The following is a 19,562-nucleotide window of genomic DNA, read 5'->3' as shown; positions in this document are numbered from 1 at the left end:
TCAAAGCGATCATATACCTGTAATTTAGTCCAGCCACTCCTTTTTCCCAAATCTGGAAAGCTGCTCGCAATTGTGGCTGACTTTAATTCCAGAAGAACAATAAAATAAAGCCACCGCCTATACCCTAAATAATTCGAGTCGCTGTTCAAAAACGCTTAAGCATTTTTGAACAGCGCCTTGCCCTTTAACAAACGGCTGCCAAGCCAGCCGCCGTAGAGAGAAAGCAGCAGCGCACCGCACAGCGGCAGAATGACCCACAGCCGCCAGTCGGGTGACCACGGAAAATCGAACACCCGGGTTTGCAGGATAGCGAGCGCGGTTTCAGCACCTATTGCCGCCACCAGCCCGGACACCGCGCCGAGTAGCGCAAATTCGGCCCACAGCGTCAGGCGCAGCAGACGCTTCCCGGCACCAAGCGTGCGGTATACCACCAGCTCCTGATGGCGCTGACGCATCCCCACCTGCACCTGAGCCAACAGCAGCAGCACTCCGCAGGCGGTCACCAGCACCACCATCACCTCCAGCGCACGACTCACCTGCCCCAGCACCTGTCCGACCTGCTTCAGTATCGCACCGATATCCAGCAGACTGATGGTCGGGAACTGGCGGTTCAGCTGTGCCAGCAGACGCGAGTCGCTCTCCAGACGGAAACTGGTCAGCCAGCTTTGCGGTTGCTCGTCCAGCGCCCCCGGTGGGAAGATGAAGAAGAAGTTAGGCCGCAGGCTTTCCCAGTCAACCTGGCGGATGCTGGAAACTTTGGCGGTGAAGTCCTGAGTGTCCCCGGTAAAGGTCACGCTGTCGCCGATGCGGATCTTCAGCCGTTGTGCCAGCCCCTCCTCGATAGAGACCTCCCCGGCTTTCGGCGGCCAGTCTCCGGCGACCAGCGGATTGTGGTCGGGCTTCTGCGACTGCCAGGTCAGGTTCAGCTCACGGTTGAGCGCTTCGTCGGCGCTGCTTTCCGTCTGCTGACCGTTTATCTGGGTGAGACGCGCACGCACTATTGGGTAAAACGCTCCGGTAATCACCTGGTGTTCTGCCAGGAAAGTTTTCACCGGCATCACCTGCTCGGGCGCAATATTTATCAGGAAATAGTTTGGGCTCTCCGGCGGCAGCTGCTGCTGCCAGCGGTCCAGTAAATCGCCTCTCAGCACCAGCAGCAACGCCAGAAGCATAAACGACAGCGAGAAGGCCGCGAGCTGGCTTAAGGTAGACCACGGCTGGCGCAGCAGACGGTTCACGGCAAGACGCAGCGGCAGCGCCGACAGCGTCAGCCGTTTCAGCACATTAAGCAGCAGCCAGCCCACCACGCCGCAGAGCAATGCCAGAACCAGCGCCCCGGCCAGCACCGACCACAGCAGCATGCTGCCGCCCATCAGCCCCGCCAGCAGCAGCACCACGATAATGACAATAGCTGAAAGGTAATACTGCAACGGCCAGACGCGGGCCACCACATCGCGCCGCAGCACGCGCAGCGGCTGGGTGGCAAGCAGCAGACGATACGGCCGCAAACCCACCAGCAGCGAAATCACGACCATGCTGCCCACGGCCCACAGCCACGGCCAGCCGCTTCCGGCAGGCAGCGCCGCCGGAAGCACGGGGCGCAGCAGCACCATCAGGAAATGCTCAAACAGCAGCCCCAGCAGGCCACCGGTCAGCGCTGACATCGCCAGCAGCAACAGCCACTGGCCGACAATCAGCTTGCGTAGCTGCGCACGACCGGCACCCAGCGTTTTCAGGATGGCGACCAGGTCATAACGACTGCGGCAGTAGTGCCCCATCGCCACCGCGACGGCGGCTACTGCAAGGCCCAGGGTTAGCAGCGCGCTGAGCAGAAGAAACTGTTGCGAACGCTGGAGCGATTTCCCGAGCGCCCCATCATCCTGATCGAGCCCGTACCAGCGGTGCTCTGGTTGCAGCTGCGGCAGCAGCCATTTTTCATACTGCGCCAGCTGTTCAGGTGTGCCGCCAAACTTGTAGCGCCAGCTGACGCGACTCCCCGGCTGTACCGCGCCGGTTTTTGCCACGTCGGCCACGTTCATCATCAGCCTGGGCGCCATCTGGAACGGGTTGAATCCGGCATCTGGCTCCTGCACCACTACCCCCGCCACCCGCAGCGTGGCATCGCCAACGTCGAGGCTGTCGCCGGTTTTCAGGTTCAGCAGGGCTTTCAGGCGTGAAGAGATCAGCACCGTTCCCGGTGCCGGTTTCAGATTCGACGGCACCGTTTCCAGCGTGCCATACATCGGATACACCGCATCAACCGCTTTCACGTCCGCCAGCTGCGGCGTATCACCGGAAAACGTCATGGTGACGAAGCTTATCTGCTCCCCCACCTTCAGCCCCAGCTCACGAGCCTTATCCAGCCAGGCGGCGGGCACTTCGTGACTGCTTCGCAGCGCCCGGTCCCCCGCCATAAAATCGCGGCTCTGCTGATTCAGCCCCTTCTCCATGCGATCGCTGATGCTGCCGAGCGCCAGCACGCAGGCCACCGCAAGGCTTAAGGCCATCCAGACAATCAACAGCGACGGCGTGCGCCATTCGCGCCAGAACCAGCGGCTTATCATGCCTCCTCCTGCAACTGACCGTCGACCAGCCGCAGACGGCGGTCGCAGCGAGCGGCAAGCGCCGGATCGTGAGTGACCAGAATCAGCGTGGTACCGTGCTCCTGATTGAGGCTGAACAACAGGTCGGCAATTTTATCGCCGGTATGACGGTCAAGGTTGCCGGTGGGTTCATCGGCAAACAGCAGCGACGGGCGACCGTTAAAAGCGCGCGCCAGCGCCACCCGCTGCTGCTCCCCGCCGGAAAGCTGCGCCGGGAGATGACTCAACCGTTTTGCAAGCCCCAGTTGATCGAGCAGGGTTGTGGCATGACGGCGGCTCTCGCTGCTGCTCTCACCGCGCAGCAATGCCGGTAGCTCGACGTTCTCCAGCGCGTTTAGCGTTGGAATCAACATAAACGACTGAAAGACAAAACCCACGTGTTTTGCCCGCAGCGCGGCGCGCGCTTCTTCATCAAGCGCCGGGAGTGATTCACCGAGCAGGCGCACATCGCCGCTGCTGCCATCGTCGAGACCTGCAAGGATCGCCAGCAGAGTTGATTTACCGGAACCCGATTCCCCAATCAGCGCAATGGTCTGCCCCCGTTTGACAACCAGCTCAACTCCGGTAAGGATGGAAAGCTCGTGCTCACCCTGACCGACGGATTTCTTAAGATGATGAACTTCAAGTATGTTTTCCGCTGGCATTTGCCTTTCCTGTTTCTGATCCTGTTAACCTTTCGCACTGCTGCGGCTGACACGTTGCTGGTTCTGGGTGACAGTCTGAGCGCCGGATATCGCATGGCAGCCGCCAGTGCCTGGCCCGCGCTGCTCAACGATAAGTGGCAGCCGAAGATGACCGTCATCAACGCCAGCATCAGCGGTGATACGTCGCAGCAGGGGCTGGCTCGCCTGCCCGCGCTTTTGAAACAACACCAGCCGCGCTGGGTGCTGGTTGAACTGGGTGGTAACGATGGTCTGCGCGGTTTTCCGCCGCAACAGACCGAGCAGACGCTGCGCACGGTGCTGCAACAGCTCGAAGCGGCGAAGGTTCAGCCGCTGTTAATGCAAATACGTCTGCCCGCGAACTATGGTCGTCGTTATAATGAAGCCTTTAGCGCGATATATCCAAAACTTGCCGGTGAATTCAATATCCCACTGCTGCCGTTTTTCATGGAAGAGGTCTACCTGAAACCGCAGTGGATGCAGGATGATGGCATTCACCCTAATCGTGACGCCCAGCCGTTTATTGCCGACTGGATGGCGACACGCCTGGCACCTTTAGTTAAACACGACTCCTGAATACCAGGAGCTATCCTCAGGTAAAGTTATGCAAAAAACGGTCTTAATAACAGGATGTTCCAGCGGAATTGGCCTTGAAAGCGCGCTGGAACTGAAGCGCCAGGGATTTCGGGTGCTGGCCGCCTGCCGTAAACCTGATGATGTCGCCCGCATGCACGGCATGGGGCTCACCGGAGTTCTGCTCGATCTCGACTCACCGGAAAGTATCGACCGCGCGGCGGATGAAGTGATCGCCATGACCGACAATCGTCTGTTCGGCATTTTTAACAACGCCGGATTCGGGATGTACGGCCCGCTCACCACCATCAGCCGCAGCCAGATGGAACAGCAGTTTTCCGCTAATTTCTTCGGCGCTCATCAGCTGACCATGCGCCTGCTGCCCGCCATGCTGCCGCACGGTGAAGGCCGCATCGTGATGACCTCTTCGGTCATGGGCCTTATCTCGACGCCGGGTCGTGGCGCCTATGCCGCCAGCAAATATGCGCTGGAAGCCTGGTCCGACGCGCTGCGTATGGAGCTGCGCCATTCCGGCATCAAAGTGAGCCTGATTGAGCCTGGCCCTATCACCACCCGTTTTACCGACAACGTGAACCAGACCCAGTCCGATAAACCGGTTGAGAACCCGGGGATCGCGGCACGCTTTACCCTTGGCCCGGAAGCGGTGGTGGAAAAAGTGCGCCATGCTTTTGTCAGCGATAAACCAAAATTACGTTATCCCGTTACGCTGGTGACCTGGGCTGTACGGCTGCTCAAGCGCCTGCTCTCGGATCGCATGATGGATAAAATTTTACACGGCTGAGTTGAAGGCCAGACCTGCGACCCCATGTAAAGTTAAACCGACTGAAGAGAATACCCCCTATGTCTGTACAGAATATTGTCAATATCACGGAAGCTAACCTGCACCAGGTCCTGGAACAGTCGATGACGGCGCCGGTCCTGTTTTACTTCTGGTCCGCCCGCAGTCAGCACTGCGAACAGCTGACCCCGGTTCTTGAAAGCCTTGCCGCTCAGTACAACGGTCAGTTTACGCTGGCAAAAGTGGACTGCGACGCCGAGCAAATGGTGGCCTCGCAGTTTGGCCTGCGCGCTATCCCGACCGTTTATCTGTTCCAGAACGGTCAGCCGGTAGACGGCTTCCAGGGCCCGCAGCCGGAAGAGGCAATTCGTGCCCTGCTCGATAAAGTGCTGCCGCGTGAAGAAGAGCTGAAGGCGCAGCAGGCGTTAGCGTTAATGCAGGAAGGCAACCATGCCGAGGCGCTGCCGCTGCTGAAAGATGCCTGGCAGCTGTCGAATCAGGACAGTGAAATCGGCCTGCTGCTTGCCGAAGCGCAGATCGCGTTAAACCGCTCTGAAGAGGCAGAAGTCACGCTGAAGACCATTCCGCTGCAGGATCAGGACACCCGCTATCAGGGGCTGGTCGCGCAGATAGAGCTGTTGAAGCAGGCTGCCGATACGCCGGAAATTCAGCACCTGCAGCAGCAGGTGGCAGAGAACCCGGAAGACGCGGTGCTGGCCTCTCAGCTGGCGCTGCAGCTGCATCAGGTTGGTCGTAATGAAGAGGCGCTGGAGCTGCTGTTCAGCCATCTGCGCAAAGATCTCGGCGCCGCCGACGGTCAGGCACGCAAGATGCTGCAGGAGATCCTTGCGGCCCTGGGCACCGGCGACGCGCTGGCGTCACAGTACCGTCGTAAGCTTTACTCGCTGCTGTATTGATCTTTTGCAGTGCCGGATGCGGCTACGCCTTATCCGGCCTACAAAACAGACCCAGGTTTCAATGGATAACTACTTTTTCAACTGCGTGACCACCAGCTGGTGGCGCGCGTTGTAGAACTTCCGATAGGTCAGGTAGCAGGCAATAATGGTCGACAAACTTGCCGTAGAAAGCAGCATAAAGGTCACCATTATCTGATACTTAATCGCCTTCACCGGATCGATACCTGCAAAGATAAGCCCCGACATCATCCCCGGCAGACTGACCAGCCCCACCGTTTTTGCTGAATCCACCGTTGGAATTAACGACGCGCGAATGCTGTCGCGAATGAGCTGGGCTGAGGCCATTTTCGGCGTTGCACCAAGGCTCAGTTTCTCCTGAATCTGCTGCTGTTCGCTGCTGAAACGTTGCCCCAGATTGTTGTAGCACAGCCCCACCGCCACCATCGCGTTCCCGGCAATCATTCCGGAAATCGGGATAACCTGCATGGGGGCAAATTCAATAGAGCCGGAAAATACCAGCACCGAGAGAGTGAGCACAGCGCCGGTGGTAATCGCGATAAACGACGACACGAACGCTTTATCAATATATTTACTGCGCTTCTTCGCATTCCACGCGGCGTTCAGGCAAATGAACAGCACCATTAATAGGGTCAGCAGCGCATTATCGACGTTAAAAATATACTTCAGCACATAGCCGACAATAATCAGCTGCACGACCGCACGACAAATACTCCAGATGATGTCTTTTTCCAGCGCCAGCTTTTCCCGGTAGCTCACCACAATAGCTATCAGCACCAGCACCATCGAAAACACCAAGGATTCATTAGTGATGTTATGCCCGTTCATGGCTGACCTCCTTTTGCACCCCGGTGCGCACCGGAAGCGTAATCACATCATCGGCGTGGCGAATTTCATCGGTATCGTGCGTGACCCACAGCACGGCAACCTGCTGTGCTTTGACGTAGCCGTGAATTAACTCATTGACGTTTTTCTTGTTGCTCTCGTCCAGCGCGCTGGTGATTTCATCGAGCAGCAGCACCTTAGGCATAAACTGCAGGTTACGAATCAATGAAACGCGCTGCTTCTCACCGCCGGAAAGCTCAGAGATAGATTTCTCCAGCGTCTCTTCGGCGAGGCCAAACCGTGCCAGATCGTCGATAAAACGCTTTGGATCCGGCACCTTGTTACGTACCTGCCAGGGGAAAATCAGGTTGTCATAGACCGTGGCGCCAAACAGCGACGGCGTTTGCGTGCTGTAAGAGACCTGCTGGCGATAAGCTTCGGGCGAGAGTGCATTGATATTCTGGCCGTCGAAAAAAATATCCCCGGCGGTGGGGCTCAGGAGCGAGGCGACTATTTTCAATAACGTGCTTTTCCCGCAGCCGGAGGGGCCGGTAATCAGCTTAAATTCACCGGGATTTAGAGAGAAAGAGACGTCGCGTAATATCTCGTTATCGCCCGCGCGAAAACCCACCTGGCGTAATTGCAATAATTCCTTCATAGCACATCCGTTTGTTTACGTACCTCTACAGGAATAGTGTATCTCCACAGCTTTCATCGTTGCGAGAATAAAAGTTATACTTTCGATTACTGGCAATACGACATCGTACGCCGCAGGCAAAAAACAGGAGGTTTTTCATGCTTATTTTTATTCCCGTTCTGATCTTCGTGGCGCTGGTGATTGTCGGTGCCGGTGTCAAAATCGTGCCACAGGGATACCAGTGGACCGTGGAACGGTTTGGTCGTTATACCAACACGCTGCAGCCAGGCCTGAGCCTTGTGGTGCCTTTTATGGACCGCATTGGCCGTAAAATCAACATGATGGAACAGGTGCTGGATATCCCTTCGCAGGAAATCATCTCCAAAGATAACGCCAACGTCACCATTGATGCGGTGTGCTTTATCCAGGTTATCGATGCGCCAAAAGCGGCGTACGAAGTCAGCAACCTGGAGCTCGCCATCATCAACCTGACGATGACTAACATTCGTACCGTGCTGGGCTCGATGGAGCTTGACGAGATGCTCTCTCAGCGCGACAGCATTAACTCCCGCCTGCTGCATATTGTTGATGAAGCCACTAACCCGTGGGGCATCAAGGTGACGCGTATTGAGATCCGCGACGTGCGCCCACCGGCAGAGCTGATTTCTTCCATGAACGCGCAGATGAAAGCGGAACGTACTAAACGTGCCTATATCCTTGAGGCCGAAGGGGTCCGCCAGGCGGAAATCCTCAAAGCGGAAGGCGAGAAGCAGTCGCAGATCCTGAAAGCCGAAGGGGAGCGTCAGTCGGCCTTCCTGCAGGCAGAAGCGCGTGAGCGTTCGGCGGAAGCAGAAGCCCGCGCTACGAAGATGGTGTCTGAAGCTATCGCCGCCGGGGATATTCAGGCGGTGAACTACTTTGTGGCGCAGAAATACACCGACGCGCTGCAGCAGATTGGTTCTGCCAATAACAGTAAAGTGGTGCTGATGCCGCTGGAGGCGAGCAGCCTGATGGGTTCGATCGCCGGGATCAGCGAACTCCTCAACGAAAGCGCAGGTGCACGGAAAAAACCATGATCGAATTGATCCTCGCGCATCCGCATATCTTCTGGCTTAGCCTCGGCGGATTACTGCTGGCGGCGGAAATGCTCGGCGGTAACGGCTATTTGCTGTGGAGCGGCGTGGCGGCGGTGGTTACCGGCATGCTGGTGTGGCTCCTGCCCTTCGGCTGGGAGTGGCAGGGCACGCTGTTCGCCGTGCTGACGCTGGTTGCCGCCTGGCTCTGGTGGCGATGGCTGGCAAACCGCGTGAAGCGCCAGCGTCCTGGCGACAGCCACCTCAACCAGCGCGGCGCACAGCTGATTGGCCGCCACTTTACGCTGGAAGACACGCTGATGAACGGCCGCGGGCATATGCGGGTAGGCGACAGCTCCTGGCCGGTCGTCGCCGATGACGATCTGCCGGCGGGCAGCAAAGTTGAGGTGATCGCCGTTGAAGGGATCACCCTGCGTATCCGCCTGCTTCCTCCTCGTTAGCTTTTTGCCTTCGCGTGGTGATGGCAGCCGCCGGAAAGATTATCAATAATCGGGCAGTCGGCGCTGTCGTCGCCCGGGCAGGATGCCGCCAGTGCCAGCAGGTGCTGGCGCATCTCCTGCAGCTCCTTGATGTGCCTTTCGATATCTGCCACTTTTTGCAGCGTCCGCGATTTCACATCCGCGCTGTGACGGCCCGGATCGTTAAACAGATTGACCAGCTCACCGCACTCTTCAAGATTAAATCCCACCTGACGGGCCTGACGCAGCAGGGTCAGTTCATCGAGGTGTTTTTGCGTGTAGCTGCGGTAGCCGTTGTCGCTACGCAGCGGCGGCGTCACCAGCCCTTTCTCCTCATAGAAGCGGATAGCCTTACTGGTTAAACCGGTTTTTTTCGCCACATCACTAATATTCAAAATTCCCCCTTGACCTTCCCCTTGATGGAAGGTTTAACCTTCTACACAGTGAAATGAGAAGGGTCAATCAGGTCAACATCTGGCCTGATTATTATACAGGAGCTTAGTTATGTCTCACACTATCGACCTGGCGCTCGATGGCCTGACCTGCGGCCACTGCGTCAAACGCGTTAAAGAGAGCCTGGAACAACGTCCTGACGTTGAAAAGGCAGAAGTCACCGTCAGTCATGCCGAAGTGACCGGCAGCGCCAGCGCTGAACAACTGATCGAAACTATCAAACAGGCCGGATACGGGGCGGAGTTAAGCCACCCAAAGCCTAATCCGCTGACAGAGACAACTATCCCGTCGGAAGCACTGACAGCGGCCACTCCTGAGCTTCCGGCAGCCCAGGATCTGGATGACAGCCAGCAGTTGCTGATCAACGGAATGAGCTGCGCCAGCTGCGTTTCCCGCGTACAAAATGCGCTTCAGGCGGTACCGGGAGTCTCACAGGCACGGGTAAACCTCGCGGAACGTACTGCGCTGGTCATGGGCAGTGCGTCCGCCGCCGATTTAGTGAAGGCCGTGGAGAAGGTGGGCTACGGCGCCGAGGCTATCGAAGATGACCTCAAGCGCCGTGAACGCCAGCAGGAAACCTCCATCGCTATTATGAAACGCTTCCGCTGGCAGGCGATTGTCGCCCTGCTGGTCGGTATTCCGGTGATGGTCTGGGGGATGATCGGTGACAACATGATGGTCTCCGACGCCAACCGTAGCCTGTGGCTGGTGATTGGTCTTATCACCCTTGGGGTGATGGTCTTCGCCGGGGGCCACTTCTATACCAGCGCCTGGAAAAACCTGAGAAACGGCACCGCCACCATGGATACCCTGGTCGCCCTGGGGACCGGCGTGGCCTGGCTCTACTCGATGAGCGTTAACCTGTGGCCGCAGTGGTTCCCGATGGAAGCGCGACACCTCTATTACGAGGCCAGCGCGATGATCATCGGTCTGATTAACCTCGGGCACATGCTGGAAGCCCGGGCACGTCAGCGCTCCTCCAAAGCGCTGGAAAAGCTGCTCGATTTAACCCCACCCACCGCCCGCGTGGTTACCGAAGCGGGTGAAAAAGAGGTGCCGTTGGCGGACGTACAGCCGGGAATGACGCTGCGCCTGACCACCGGCGATCGCGTACCGGTTGATGGGGAAATCACCCAGGGCGAAGCCTGGCTTGATGAAGCTATGCTCACCGGCGAGCCTATCCCGCAGCAGAAAGGCGAAGGCGACGGCATTCATGCCGGGACGGTCGTGCAGGATGGCAGCGTGCTGTTCCGCGCCAGCGCGGTCGGCAGCCATACTACGCTTTCACGCATCATCCGGATGGTACGTCAGGCGCAGAGCAGCAAGCCGGAAATCGGCCAGCTGGCGGATAAAATCTCTGCCGTGTTTGTGCCCGCCGTGGTGGCCATTGCGCTTATCAGCGCGGCTATCTGGTACTTCTTCGGCCCGGCGCCGCAGATTGTCTATACGCTGGTCATTGCCACAACGGTGCTGATCATCGCCTGTCCTTGTGCGCTGGGTCTGGCAACGCCGATGTCGATTATTTCAGGCGTGGGGCGTGCCGCCGAGTTTGGCGTGCTGGTGCGTGATGCCGATGCTCTGCAGCGGGCAAGCGTTCTCGACACCCTGGTGTTTGATAAAACCGGTACCCTGACCGAAGGGAAACCGCAGGTGGTGGCGGTGAAAACCGTCGGTGAATGGAGCGAAGCCCGGGCGCTGCGTCTGGCGGCGGCGCTGGAACAAGGTTCAAGCCACCCGCTGGCGCGCGCCATTCTCGATAAAGCCGCCGATAACGCCCTGCCGCAGGTCAATGCTTTCCGGACCCTGCGTGGTTTAGGGGTGAGCGGTGAAGCCGACGGCCGTTCGCTGCTGCTGGGCAACCAGGCGCTGCTGCATGAGCAGCAGGTTGATACTCAGGCGCTGGATGACGAACTGACGGCGCAAGCTTCTCAGGGCGCCACGCCGGTGCTGCTGGCGGTGGATGGCAAAGCCGCTGCGTTGATTGCCGTGCGTGATCCGCTGCGTGAAGACAGCGTCGCAGCGCTGGAGCGCCTGCACCGTGCGGGTTATCGTCTGGTGATGCTCACCGGCGACAACCCCACCACCGCCAATGCTATCGCCAAAGAGGCGGGGATTGACGAGGTGATCGCCGGGGTGCTGCCGGATGGTAAAGCCGATGCTATTCAGCGCCTGCAGAGCCAGGGGCGTCACGTGGCCATGATTGGCGACGGTATCAACGATGCTCCGGCGCTGGCTCAGGCTGATGTGGGTATCGCCATGGGCGGCGGGAGCGATGTGGCGATTGAAACCGCCGCGATTACGCTGATGCGTCATAGCCTGACCGGCGTGGCGGATGCGCTGGCGATTTCCAAAGCGACGCTGCGCAATATGAAGCAAAACCTGCTCGGCGCCTTTATTTATAACTCGCTCGGCATTCCGATTGCCGCCGGGATACTGTGGCCGGTCACCGGTACATTACTTAACCCGGTGGTTGCCGGGGCGGCGATGGCGCTCTCTTCGATTACCGTCGTGAGTAACGCCAACCGTCTGCTGCGCTTCAAACCGAAAGAGTAACCCGCCCAGAACCCTCTCCTGTTACAGTGAGAGGGTTCTGTTTGCACCCTTCTTCTCAACGCGCTAGCATGATGACTTCAACCACGGAGTGCGTATGGGTCTGTTAAATCAACTAAAAACGCTGTGGCATACTCTCAAGGGCTCCGCTTATTCCTGGCCCGCTCTCGACATTTCCCTTCCCGGCGACAGGCATTTCCACTTAGTAGGCAGTATTCACATGGGAACGCGCGATATGGCGCCGCTCCCGGCAAAACTGCTGAAGAAAATCCACCAGGCCGACGCGCTGATTGTTGAAGCCGATATCTCCGGCCACGAAACCCCGTTCAGCAACCTCCCCGACTTTCCGCCGCTGGCGGAGCGTCTTAGCGATGAGCAACGGGAAAAACTGGAGACGCTTGCCGACGAGCTGGGGCTTTCGGTGGCGCTGTTCGACAACCAGCCGCTGTGGCAAATTGCGATGGTGCTACAGGCGACTCAGGCGCAAAAGCTGGGCCTGCGCGCGGACTACGGCGTGGATTATCAACTTCTGCACGATGCCCGGCAGCACGGTGTGAAGATCATTGAGCTTGAAGGATCCCAGGGGCAAATAGATCTTCTGCTGCAGCTTCCCGACAGCGGCCTGTCGCTGCTGGAAGATACCCTGACCCACTGGCATACCAACGCCCGCCTGCTGCAGGTGATGATTGGCTGGTGGCTAGCGCAGCCGCCGAAACAGGGGGCAATTACCCTGCCGAATACTTTTAGCGAGCCGCTCTATGATGTGTTGATGAATCAGCGTAACCAGGCGTGGCGCGAAGCGTTGCTGGCATTACCGGCCGGACGCTATGTGGTTGCCGTCGGCGCGCTGCATCTGTACGGGGAAGGAAATCTGCCGTCACTGCTGAGATAAAAAAAGTGGCCAATATCGCTATTGGCCCGTCAAAGAGGAATTTCATCATTATTATTATCCCGGAATTTTCACCCCGGATCCTCCGATTGTCGCTCAAAGTCATCATCTCTGCCAATACTATTGCGCAAGATAATACTATTTTTTAGACAGCCATCAGGCGTACTCTTTACGGGTAACGTTTTTGTCAGAAGAAGGTAAGCTATGACGCCCGCGGTTAAGTTACTCGAAAAAAACAACATTCCCTTTCAGCTGCACGCGTACGAACACGACCCGAATGAGACCAATTTTGGTGACGAGGTGGTGCGTAAGCTTGGTCTGAATGCGGACCAGGTTTATAAAACGCTGCTGGTCGCGGTCAACGGCGACATGAAGCACCTGGCCGTGGCGGTCACGCCGGTGGCAACACAGCTCGATCTGAAAAAAGTCGCGAAAGCGCTGGGCGCGAAGAAAGTGGATATGGCGGATCCGATGGTTGCGCAACGCACCACCGGCTATCTGGTGGGCGGGATAAGCCCCCTGGGGCAGAAGAAACGGCTGCCGACGGTCGTTGACGCACCGGCGCAGGAGTTTGCGACGATTTACGTCTCCGGCGGCAAACGCGGATTAGATATCGAACTGTCGGCAGGTGATTTGGCGAAAATGCTGGATGCGAAGTTCGCCGATATCGCACGTCGGGATTAATCGCATTGCCCGATACGCTACGCTTATCGGGCCTACAAGATGAACGCCATGTAGGCCCGACAGCCTATGCGATGTTACTGCCAGCTCACCTCACCTTTCGGTGCGTAGGCGTTCGCATCCAGCGGTGAATTTTGCTGAATGTACTGTTTCAGCACTTCGGCATCGATAAAGCCGGTATTCACGTACCCCGGTTTGGTATCGATATGCGGATAGCCATCACCACCGGTACCGTTAAAGTTCAGGGTCGCCATGCGGTAGGTTTTCGCCGGGTCAACCGGTTCACCTTTGATCTTTAAATCGCTAAGCTCGCCGTTCTTCGCCACAAAGCTGACGTTGGCAAACTGTGGGTAAGCGCCAGAGTCCGGCTTCATCTTCGCAACCGCGGTCAGATACTCCACCACCTCTTTGCCCGGCATATCGACATACACCACCACGTTGCTGAACGGCTGCACTTTGAGCACGTCTTTATAGCTGATGTCGCCCGCCTCGATGGAATCACGAATACCGCCGCCGCTCATTACCGCGAAGTCAGCGCTGGTACGCGCCATCTGTGCCGCCAGCAGCAGGTGCCCCATATTGGTCTGCACGAAGCGAACTTTACTGCGATCGCCTTCCAGTCGACCGTTAACGCTGCCAACCTTCACGCCAAGCTGCGCTTTGCCTTTATTCTGGAACGGCGTCAGCAGTGACAGCATTTGCGGGTTCTCCGCTATCTGCGGGGTATACAGAATGCGCTCACTCTGACCGTTGTCGTACGTCACTTTCTTCTTCAGGTTGACCGGGATCAGCTGGTAATGCACCAGCTTCATCTCGCCGTTACGGAATTCGAAATCGGCACGACCGACGTATTTACCCCACTCATGCGCCTGCACAATCCAGATCCCGTTCTGGCGATCCGGTGCACACGGGGTACCCGGCACGTAGTCCACCTGCTTTTTGTTCTCGGAGGCCATGCACACTGGATCCTGTGAGTGACCACCCACAATCATCGCCAGGGAGCCTGCCGGCAGGCTGCGCGCCATCTCAACGTCACCCGGGGCGTTGGAGCCGTGGTTGCCGTTGTCGTAGTGGCCCATATGGGTCGTCGCAAGAATGATGTCCGGCTTTTCGTTCTGCTGCAGCTCCTGGATAACCAGTTTGGCTTCTTCCGCCGGTTTGCGGAATTCGATATCGGTGAAGAATTCCGGATTACCAATCTTCGCGGTATCGTCGGTAGTTAAACCGATCACCGCAATCTTCAGATCCTGACGTTTAAACAGCGCCCACGGTTTAAATAACCGCTCTCCGGTGCTTTTCTGATAAATGTTGGCGGAGAGGAACGGGAATTTAGCGAGTTTTTCCTGCTGGCGCAGGACGGTCATCGGATTGTCGAATTCATGGTTGCCCACGGCCATTGCATCATAACCAATCAGGTTCATACCGCGGAAATCGGGTTCCGCATCCTGGAGGTCAGATTCCGGTACGCCGGTGTTGATATCCCCGCCGGAGAGCAACAGCACGCTGCCGCCTTCCGCCGCCACTTCTTTACGAATACCGTCCACCAGCGTTTTTTGCGCCGCCAGTCCGTATTCGCCGTATTCGTTGCGCCAGAAGTGACCGTGATGATCGTTTGTATGCAGGATGGTGATTTTATACGTTTTATCCTGCTGATAAGCCTGTGCAGGCATGCTTGCCAGTGACCATGCCGCCAGCACCGCCAGCGCCACGCCCCGTTTCAAAAATTTCATGCTTCTCTCCCTGACCCAATGATTGCTGCAAAATTACAGTGACTGCGCATCTGTTACAAATAAGTTTTCAGAATTGAGACTTTCTTCAAACGTCTGGGCACGTTATCTTAGGCTGATAATTATTACAGTTCTGATTATCCTCCAACATCGCACACTCAAAGTGAATGACATCTATGGCAATCAGTGAAACCAGCCCGACACTGTCAGGCCCGCCGTCTTCGGAAAAAAAGGCGCGAACTTCTTTTGGCATTTTAGGAGCCATTAGCCTCTCTCACCTGCTGAACGATATGATCCAGTCGCTCATCCTCGCGATATACCCGCTACTGCAGTCGGAATTTTCACTGACCTTTATGCAGATTGGGATGATCACCCTCACCTTCCAGCTTTCGTCGTCGCTATTACAGCCGGTCGTGGGTTATATGACCGATAAACATCCGATGCCGTGGTCGCTGCCAGTCGGGATGTGCTTTACGCTGAGCGGCCTGGTGCTGCTGGCCCTCGCGGGCAGCTTTGGCACCGTTCTGCTGGCGGCGGCGCTGGTCGGTACCGGCTCTTCCGTCTTCCATCCGGAATCCTCCCGCGTTGCGCGAATGGCTTCCGGCGGCCGCCACGGGCTGGCGCAGTCGCTGTTCCAGGTTGGCGGAAACTTTGGCAGCTCGCTCGGGCCGTTGCTGGCGGCGGTGATTATCGCCCCTTACGGCAAAGGCAACGTGGCGTGGTTTGTACTGGCCGCTTTGCTGGCAATCGTGGTGCTGGCGCAGATCAGCCGCTGGTATGCCGCGCAGCATCGTATTAATAAGGGCAAACCTAAGGCGACGGTGATTAATCCGCTGCCGCGTAACAAGGTGATTCTGGCGGTCAGCGTGCTGCTTATGCTGATTTTCTCGAAATACTTCTATATGGCGAGCATCAGCAGCTATTACACCTTTTATCTGATGCATAAGTTCGGATTATCGATACAAAACGCGCAGATCCACCTGTTCGCCTTCCTGTTCGCCGTTGCGGCGGGCACCATGATTGGCGGGCCTGTTGGCGATAAGATTGGACGTAAGTATGTGATTTGGGGCTCTATACTGGGTGTAGCGCCCTTTACCCTTGTTTTACCTTATGCATCACTCGAATGGACCGGGATCCTGACCGTGATCATTGGTTTTATCCTCGCCTCCGCATTTTCTGCCATTCTGGTGTACGCACAAGAGCTATTACCAGGGAGAATCGGCATGGTTTCTGGTTTATTCTTCGGTTTCGCCTTCGGCATGGGAGGCCTGGGAGCCGCGGTTCTTGGGCTTATCGCCGACCATACCAGTATCGAACTGGTCTATAAAATCTGTGCTTTCCTGCCACTTCTGGGCATGTTAACGATATTCCTACCTGATAACCGGCAAAAAGCCTGACTCAGCGCCAGCCAAAGTTAAATTTTGGCTGGCGTTTTTTCCTTGTGATATCAAGCCTCATCGTCGCAACACCGCCTCCACTTTCCCATCCGTGCTTTTTTCTCCCCGAATAGCGATTTTCTTCATGATTCAACAATTATTCATAAACAGAATGGGTTAATTTGTCATAAACTGTTACCTGGATTTCTGGCTTTTTGACCAGAAAATGGATCACGCAGACACGAAAGGAGACGGAATGCATCACGCCACACCGCTTATCACCACCATTGTTGGCGGCCTTGTGCTCGCTTTTATCCTCGGAATGATTGCCAATAAATTGCGCATTTCTCCTCTGGTGGGATATTTGTTAGCGGGTGTTCTGGCCGGACCTTTTACCCCTGGTTTTGTCGCGGATACCAAACTGGCTCCGGAGCTCGCAGAGCTTGGCGTTATTCTGCTGATGTTCGGCGTCGGTCTCCATTTCTCCCTGAAAGATTTGATGGCGGTAAAGGCCATCGCCATTCCCGGCGCGATAGCGCAGATAGCCGTCGCTACGCTTCTGGGGATGGCGCTCTCGGCCATGCTCGGCTGGTCGCTGATGACCGGCGTAGTGTTTGGCCTGTGTTTATCCACCGCCAGTACCGTGGTGCTACTGCGTGCACTGGAAGAACGACAACTTATTGATAGCCAGCGCGGGCAAATCGCTATCGGCTGGTTGATTGTTGAAGATTTGGTGATGGTGTTGACGCTGGTTCTGCTGTCGGCGGTCGCCGGCATGATGGAAAAAGGCGATATCGGTTTTGCCACCCTGGCGCTGGATATGAGCATCACCATCGGGAAAGTCATCGCTTTCATCGTCATTATGATGGTGGTGGGCCGCCGCCTGGTGCCGTGGATCATGTCGCGCAGCGCTGCCACCGGTTCGCGTGAGCTCTTTACCCTCTCGGTACTCGCCCTGGCGCTGGGGATTGCGCTGGGCGCCGTTGAGCTGTTCGATGTCTCCTTCGCGCTGGGGGCCTTCTTCGCAGGCGTAGTGCTGAACGAGTCTGAGCTTAGCCACCGCGCCGCACACGATACCCTGCCGCTGCGCGATGCATTTGCGGTGCTGTTCTTTGTTTCGGTCGGCATGCTGTTTGACCCGATGGTGCTGATTGAGCAGCCGCTGGCGGTGCTCGGTACGCTGGCGATTATCATCTTTGGTAAATCGGTGGCGGCGTTCCTGCTGGTGCGGATGTTCGGCCACTCGCAGCGCACCGCGCTCACTATCGCCACCAGCCTGGCGCAGATTGGTGAATTTGCCTTTATTCTGGCGGGCCTCGGGATGGCGCTCGGCCTGCTGTCGATGGAAGGTCAGAATCTGGTGCTGGCGGGCGCTATTCTCTCCATCATGCTGAACCCGGTGCTGTTCGCCCTGCTCGAGAAGTACCTCGATAAGACCGAAACGCTGGAAGAGCAAACCCTTGAAGAGGCGATTGAAGAAGAGAAACAGATCCCGGTGGATATCTGCAACCACGCGCTGCTGGTCGGTTTTGGCCGCGTTGGCAGCCTGCTGGGAGAAAAGCTGCTGGCGCAAGGGATCCCGCTGGTGGTGATCGAAACATCAAGAACCCGGGTCGATGAGCTACGCGAGCGCGGGGTTCGTGCGGTATTGGGTAACGCCGCCAACGAAGAGATCATGAATCTGGCTCACCTCGACTGCGCCCGCTGGCTGCTGGTCACTATTCCAAACGGCTACGAGGCCGGTGAGATTGTGGCTTCAGCCCGCGAGAAGTGCCCGACTATCGAGATTATTGCCCGTGCACACTACGACGACGAGGTGGCTTACATCAGCGAGCGGGGGGCAAATGAGGTGGTGATGGGCGAACGTGAAATCGCGAACACCATGATGTCGCTGCTGACGGCGGATGAGCTGAAGCCTGACGTAGCGTGATATTTTCCCCTCACCCTTACGGCGTGAGGGGAAACGACGCTTAACGCTCCCAGTATGCCTCTTCGAGGCTGTCTTCCCGCTCTGGCAGACCACGGGTCAGACGCGGGGAGTGCTGGTTCAGCACCTGGTAACTCACGCGGTTCGCGTATTTACACACCTGGGCGAGCGACGAGTAGGTAAGCCAGGTATATTTATGTTTGCTGGAGTTTGGCACGTTGCTGCGGTGATAGTTGTTGGCGGTAATATCGTGCAGCAGCGCCGCCAGCGCGCCATCACCGGCACCGTTGGTGTTCATGATCTTCTCCGGTCCGCCCATGTACGGCGCGATGTGCGAGTAGATCCGCAGCGGTGATCCGCAGTCCTGCAACCGCATCGCGCGGCTGAACTCGAACTGGTTGAATTCGGCAATCGCCCCCGGCAGCAGCGGATGCTGGGTTTTACGCTTCATTTCATCTTCGGTGTAGCCCGCCATGTACAGACCAACTGGCCCGGCGGTACACAGCACCAGATCGACCCACTCCAGCGCTTTATCGGAGGCCAGGAGCGGATCGGCAATGCCGGTCAGCGCTTCACCTTCTTCTTCATTCATCGCCAGAATCGAGACGTTCTCTTTTAAGAACGCCTGCCACCATTCCGGGTTATCGGCGATCACGTACTTCGTCCCCAGGGTCAGCACCACCGGCACGTTATATTTTTTAGCGTATTCGATAGCCTTCATGGTGGCTTCCGGCATCGGCTCGCCCGGCTTGCAGCGCACCAGGTAGGAAGTCAGAACCAGCGCGGAGGCTCCAGCAATAACCGCTTCCGGAATACTCTCAGCGCGCAGCTGGTTCATGTGGCCCGGGCTTATCGCGAAGGTACGCTCTCCGGCGTCGCTGATGAGCGTAAAGCAGCGGCCAATCGCGCCGTTCACGCCCTGCAGATAGTTGAGATCGGTACGGCTGGAGGTATTACACAGATAGCGGTAGGCGTAGCTGCCGATTTCGATGTTGCTGCACATCACGCCCAGCAGCACCGAACGGTCGTCGGCCAGTACCGAGTAGTTGTGCATGGTATTGCCGATAGTGCCACCGGCAAACTGATGGGTAATGAGGTTTTCACGCACCAGCTCCTGGTACAGCGCTTCCGCCACATCATCTTCAATCACCAGCGAGTGTCCGGCGCTGAGGCCGTAGCGCTCAATAAACGCATCATCTACTTTCGCTTCAATGTCTACCAGCGTCTGGTCGATACCGACCACCCAGGAGGCGCTGTTTTCGCTTTCCGGCTGAATCTGCTGCAGCAGCGGATCGCGGGCGTTGACGGGGAAATAGTGCTTAGACTTGCGTTTACCAGGAAATTTCATGATGTTGATCGAGATGATGGGGGAC

At 57.2% G+C, this 19,562-nt stretch carries 17 protein-coding genes; 10 read left to right on the top strand and 7 right to left on the bottom strand.

Annotation, left to right across the window (positions count from 1 at the left end):
• Positions 1 to 155: 155 nt before the first annotated feature.
• Both ybbP and ybbA read right to left on the bottom strand, forming a co-directional pair.
• A complete protein-coding gene (ybbP, locus tag GYRE_RS08025; RefSeq protein ID WP_038254413.1) occupies positions 156 to 2,564 on the bottom strand; it encodes a putative ABC transporter permease subunit YbbP in 2,409 nt (802 codons plus the stop codon).
• Entirely contained in the window at positions 2,561 to 3,247 is a 687-nt protein-coding gene (gene ybbA, locus GYRE_RS08020) for a putative ABC transporter ATP-binding protein YbbA (protein ID WP_038254411.1), read from the bottom strand. The genes ybbP and ybbA overlap by 4 nt, the downstream gene beginning before the upstream one ends.
• Here ybbA and tesA point away from each other — a divergent pair.
• From tesA to GYRE_RS08005, 3 genes are read left to right on the top strand one after another with little or no spacing between them, the layout of a single operon-like run.
• Complete coding sequence (tesA, locus tag GYRE_RS08015; protein WP_087943258.1) at positions 3,215 to 3,841, top strand: multifunctional acyl-CoA thioesterase I/protease I/lysophospholipase L1; 627 nt, start codon at positions 3,215 to 3,217, stop codon at positions 3,839 to 3,841. The two genes, ybbA and tesA, sit on opposite strands and share 33 nt — an antisense overlap.
• Positions 3,842 to 3,869: 28 nt before the next feature.
• Positions 3,870 to 4,640, top strand: coding sequence for an SDR family oxidoreductase (locus tag GYRE_RS08010; RefSeq protein ID WP_006818880.1), 771 nt, complete (start codon positions 3,870 to 3,872; stop codon positions 4,638 to 4,640).
• A 59-nt stretch (positions 4,641 to 4,699) separates the two neighbouring features.
• Positions 4,700 to 5,554, top strand: a complete 855-nt coding sequence (locus tag GYRE_RS08005; protein WP_038254408.1) for a co-chaperone YbbN — start codon at positions 4,700 to 4,702, stop codon at positions 5,552 to 5,554.
• A gap of 69 nt (positions 5,555 to 5,623) precedes the next feature.
• Here GYRE_RS08005 and fetB read toward each other — a convergent pair whose 3' ends face one another.
• Positions 5,624 to 6,400, bottom strand: coding sequence for an iron efflux ABC transporter permease subunit FetB (gene fetB / locus GYRE_RS08000; protein ID WP_006818878.1), 777 nt, complete (start codon positions 6,398 to 6,400; stop codon positions 5,624 to 5,626).
• Entirely contained in the window at positions 6,387 to 7,055 is a 669-nt protein-coding gene (fetA, locus tag GYRE_RS07995) for an iron efflux ABC transporter ATP-binding subunit FetA (protein ID WP_038254404.1), read from the bottom strand. The genes fetB and fetA overlap by 14 nt, the downstream gene beginning before the upstream one ends.
• 137 nt (positions 7,056 to 7,192) lie before the next feature.
• On the opposite strand from fetA, the gene GYRE_RS07990 reads away from it, so the two are divergent.
• Both GYRE_RS07990 and GYRE_RS07985 read left to right on the top strand, forming a co-directional pair.
• Entirely contained in the window at positions 7,193 to 8,110 is a 918-nt protein-coding gene (locus GYRE_RS07990; RefSeq protein ID WP_006818876.1) for an SPFH domain-containing protein, read from the top strand.
• Positions 8,107 to 8,568: an NfeD family protein gene (locus GYRE_RS07985; protein ID WP_006818875.1), complete on the top strand. Its 462-nt coding sequence runs from the start codon at positions 8,107 to 8,109 to the stop codon at positions 8,566 to 8,568. The genes GYRE_RS07990 and GYRE_RS07985 overlap by 4 nt, the downstream gene beginning before the upstream one ends.
• On the opposite strand, the gene cueR is transcribed toward GYRE_RS07985, so the two are convergent.
• The gene (cueR, locus tag GYRE_RS07980) at positions 8,565 to 8,981 is read right to left on the bottom strand and encodes a Cu(I)-responsive transcriptional regulator (protein WP_038254401.1); all 417 of its coding nucleotides are present in this window, start codon (positions 8,979 to 8,981) and stop codon (positions 8,565 to 8,567) included. The two genes, GYRE_RS07985 and cueR, sit on opposite strands and share 4 nt — an antisense overlap.
• A gap of 109 nt (positions 8,982 to 9,090) precedes the next feature.
• Between cueR and copA the strand changes: the two genes are divergently transcribed.
• The 3 genes from copA (at position 9,091) to ybaK (ending at position 13,162) form a co-directional block, all read left to right on the top strand.
• Positions 9,091 to 11,592: a copper-exporting P-type ATPase CopA gene (gene copA / locus GYRE_RS07975; protein ID WP_038254399.1), complete on the top strand. Its 2,502-nt coding sequence runs from the start codon at positions 9,091 to 9,093 to the stop codon at positions 11,590 to 11,592.
• A 94-nt stretch (positions 11,593 to 11,686) separates the two neighbouring features.
• Entirely contained in the window at positions 11,687 to 12,481 is a 795-nt protein-coding gene (locus GYRE_RS07970) for a TraB/GumN family protein (RefSeq protein ID WP_038254397.1), read from the top strand.
• Positions 12,482 to 12,682: 201 nt separating this feature from the next.
• On the top strand, positions 12,683 to 13,162 hold the full coding sequence (gene ybaK / locus GYRE_RS07965) for a Cys-tRNA(Pro)/Cys-tRNA(Cys) deacylase YbaK (protein WP_038254395.1): 480 nt from the start codon (positions 12,683 to 12,685) through the stop codon (positions 13,160 to 13,162).
• Between the two features lie 74 nt (positions 13,163 to 13,236).
• Here the strand turns inward: ybaK and ushA are convergent, their stop codons facing one another.
• On the bottom strand, positions 13,237 to 14,889 hold the full coding sequence (ushA, locus tag GYRE_RS07960; protein WP_006818870.1) for a bifunctional UDP-sugar hydrolase/5'-nucleotidase UshA: 1,653 nt from the start codon (positions 14,887 to 14,889) through the stop codon (positions 13,237 to 13,239).
• Between the two features lie 173 nt (positions 14,890 to 15,062).
• On the opposite strand from ushA, the gene GYRE_RS07955 reads away from it, so the two are divergent.
• Together GYRE_RS07955 and ybaL are read left to right on the top strand one after the other, a co-directional pair.
• Positions 15,063 to 16,283: an MFS transporter gene (locus tag GYRE_RS07955; protein ID WP_038254392.1), complete on the top strand. Its 1,221-nt coding sequence runs from the start codon at positions 15,063 to 15,065 to the stop codon at positions 16,281 to 16,283.
• A gap of 235 nt (positions 16,284 to 16,518) precedes the next feature.
• Positions 16,519 to 18,192: a YbaL family putative K(+) efflux transporter gene (ybaL, locus tag GYRE_RS07950; protein ID WP_038254389.1), complete on the top strand. Its 1,674-nt coding sequence runs from the start codon at positions 16,519 to 16,521 to the stop codon at positions 18,190 to 18,192.
• Positions 18,193 to 18,232: 40 nt separating this feature from the next.
• Here ybaL and GYRE_RS07945 read toward each other — a convergent pair whose 3' ends face one another.
• On the bottom strand, positions 18,233 to 19,537 hold the full coding sequence (locus GYRE_RS07945; RefSeq protein WP_038254426.1) for an inosine/guanosine kinase: 1,305 nt from the start codon (positions 19,535 to 19,537) through the stop codon (positions 18,233 to 18,235).
• Positions 19,538 to 19,562 lie beyond the last annotated feature (25 nt).

Origin of the sequence: Yokenella regensburgei ATCC 49455 (assembly GCF_000735455.1) — a bacterium.
Lineage (GTDB): Bacteria > Pseudomonadota > Gammaproteobacteria > Enterobacterales > Enterobacteriaceae > Yokenella > Yokenella regensburgei.
Note: the sequence above shows the minus strand (reverse complement) of the source record. Positions and strands in the feature narration are given on the sequence as shown.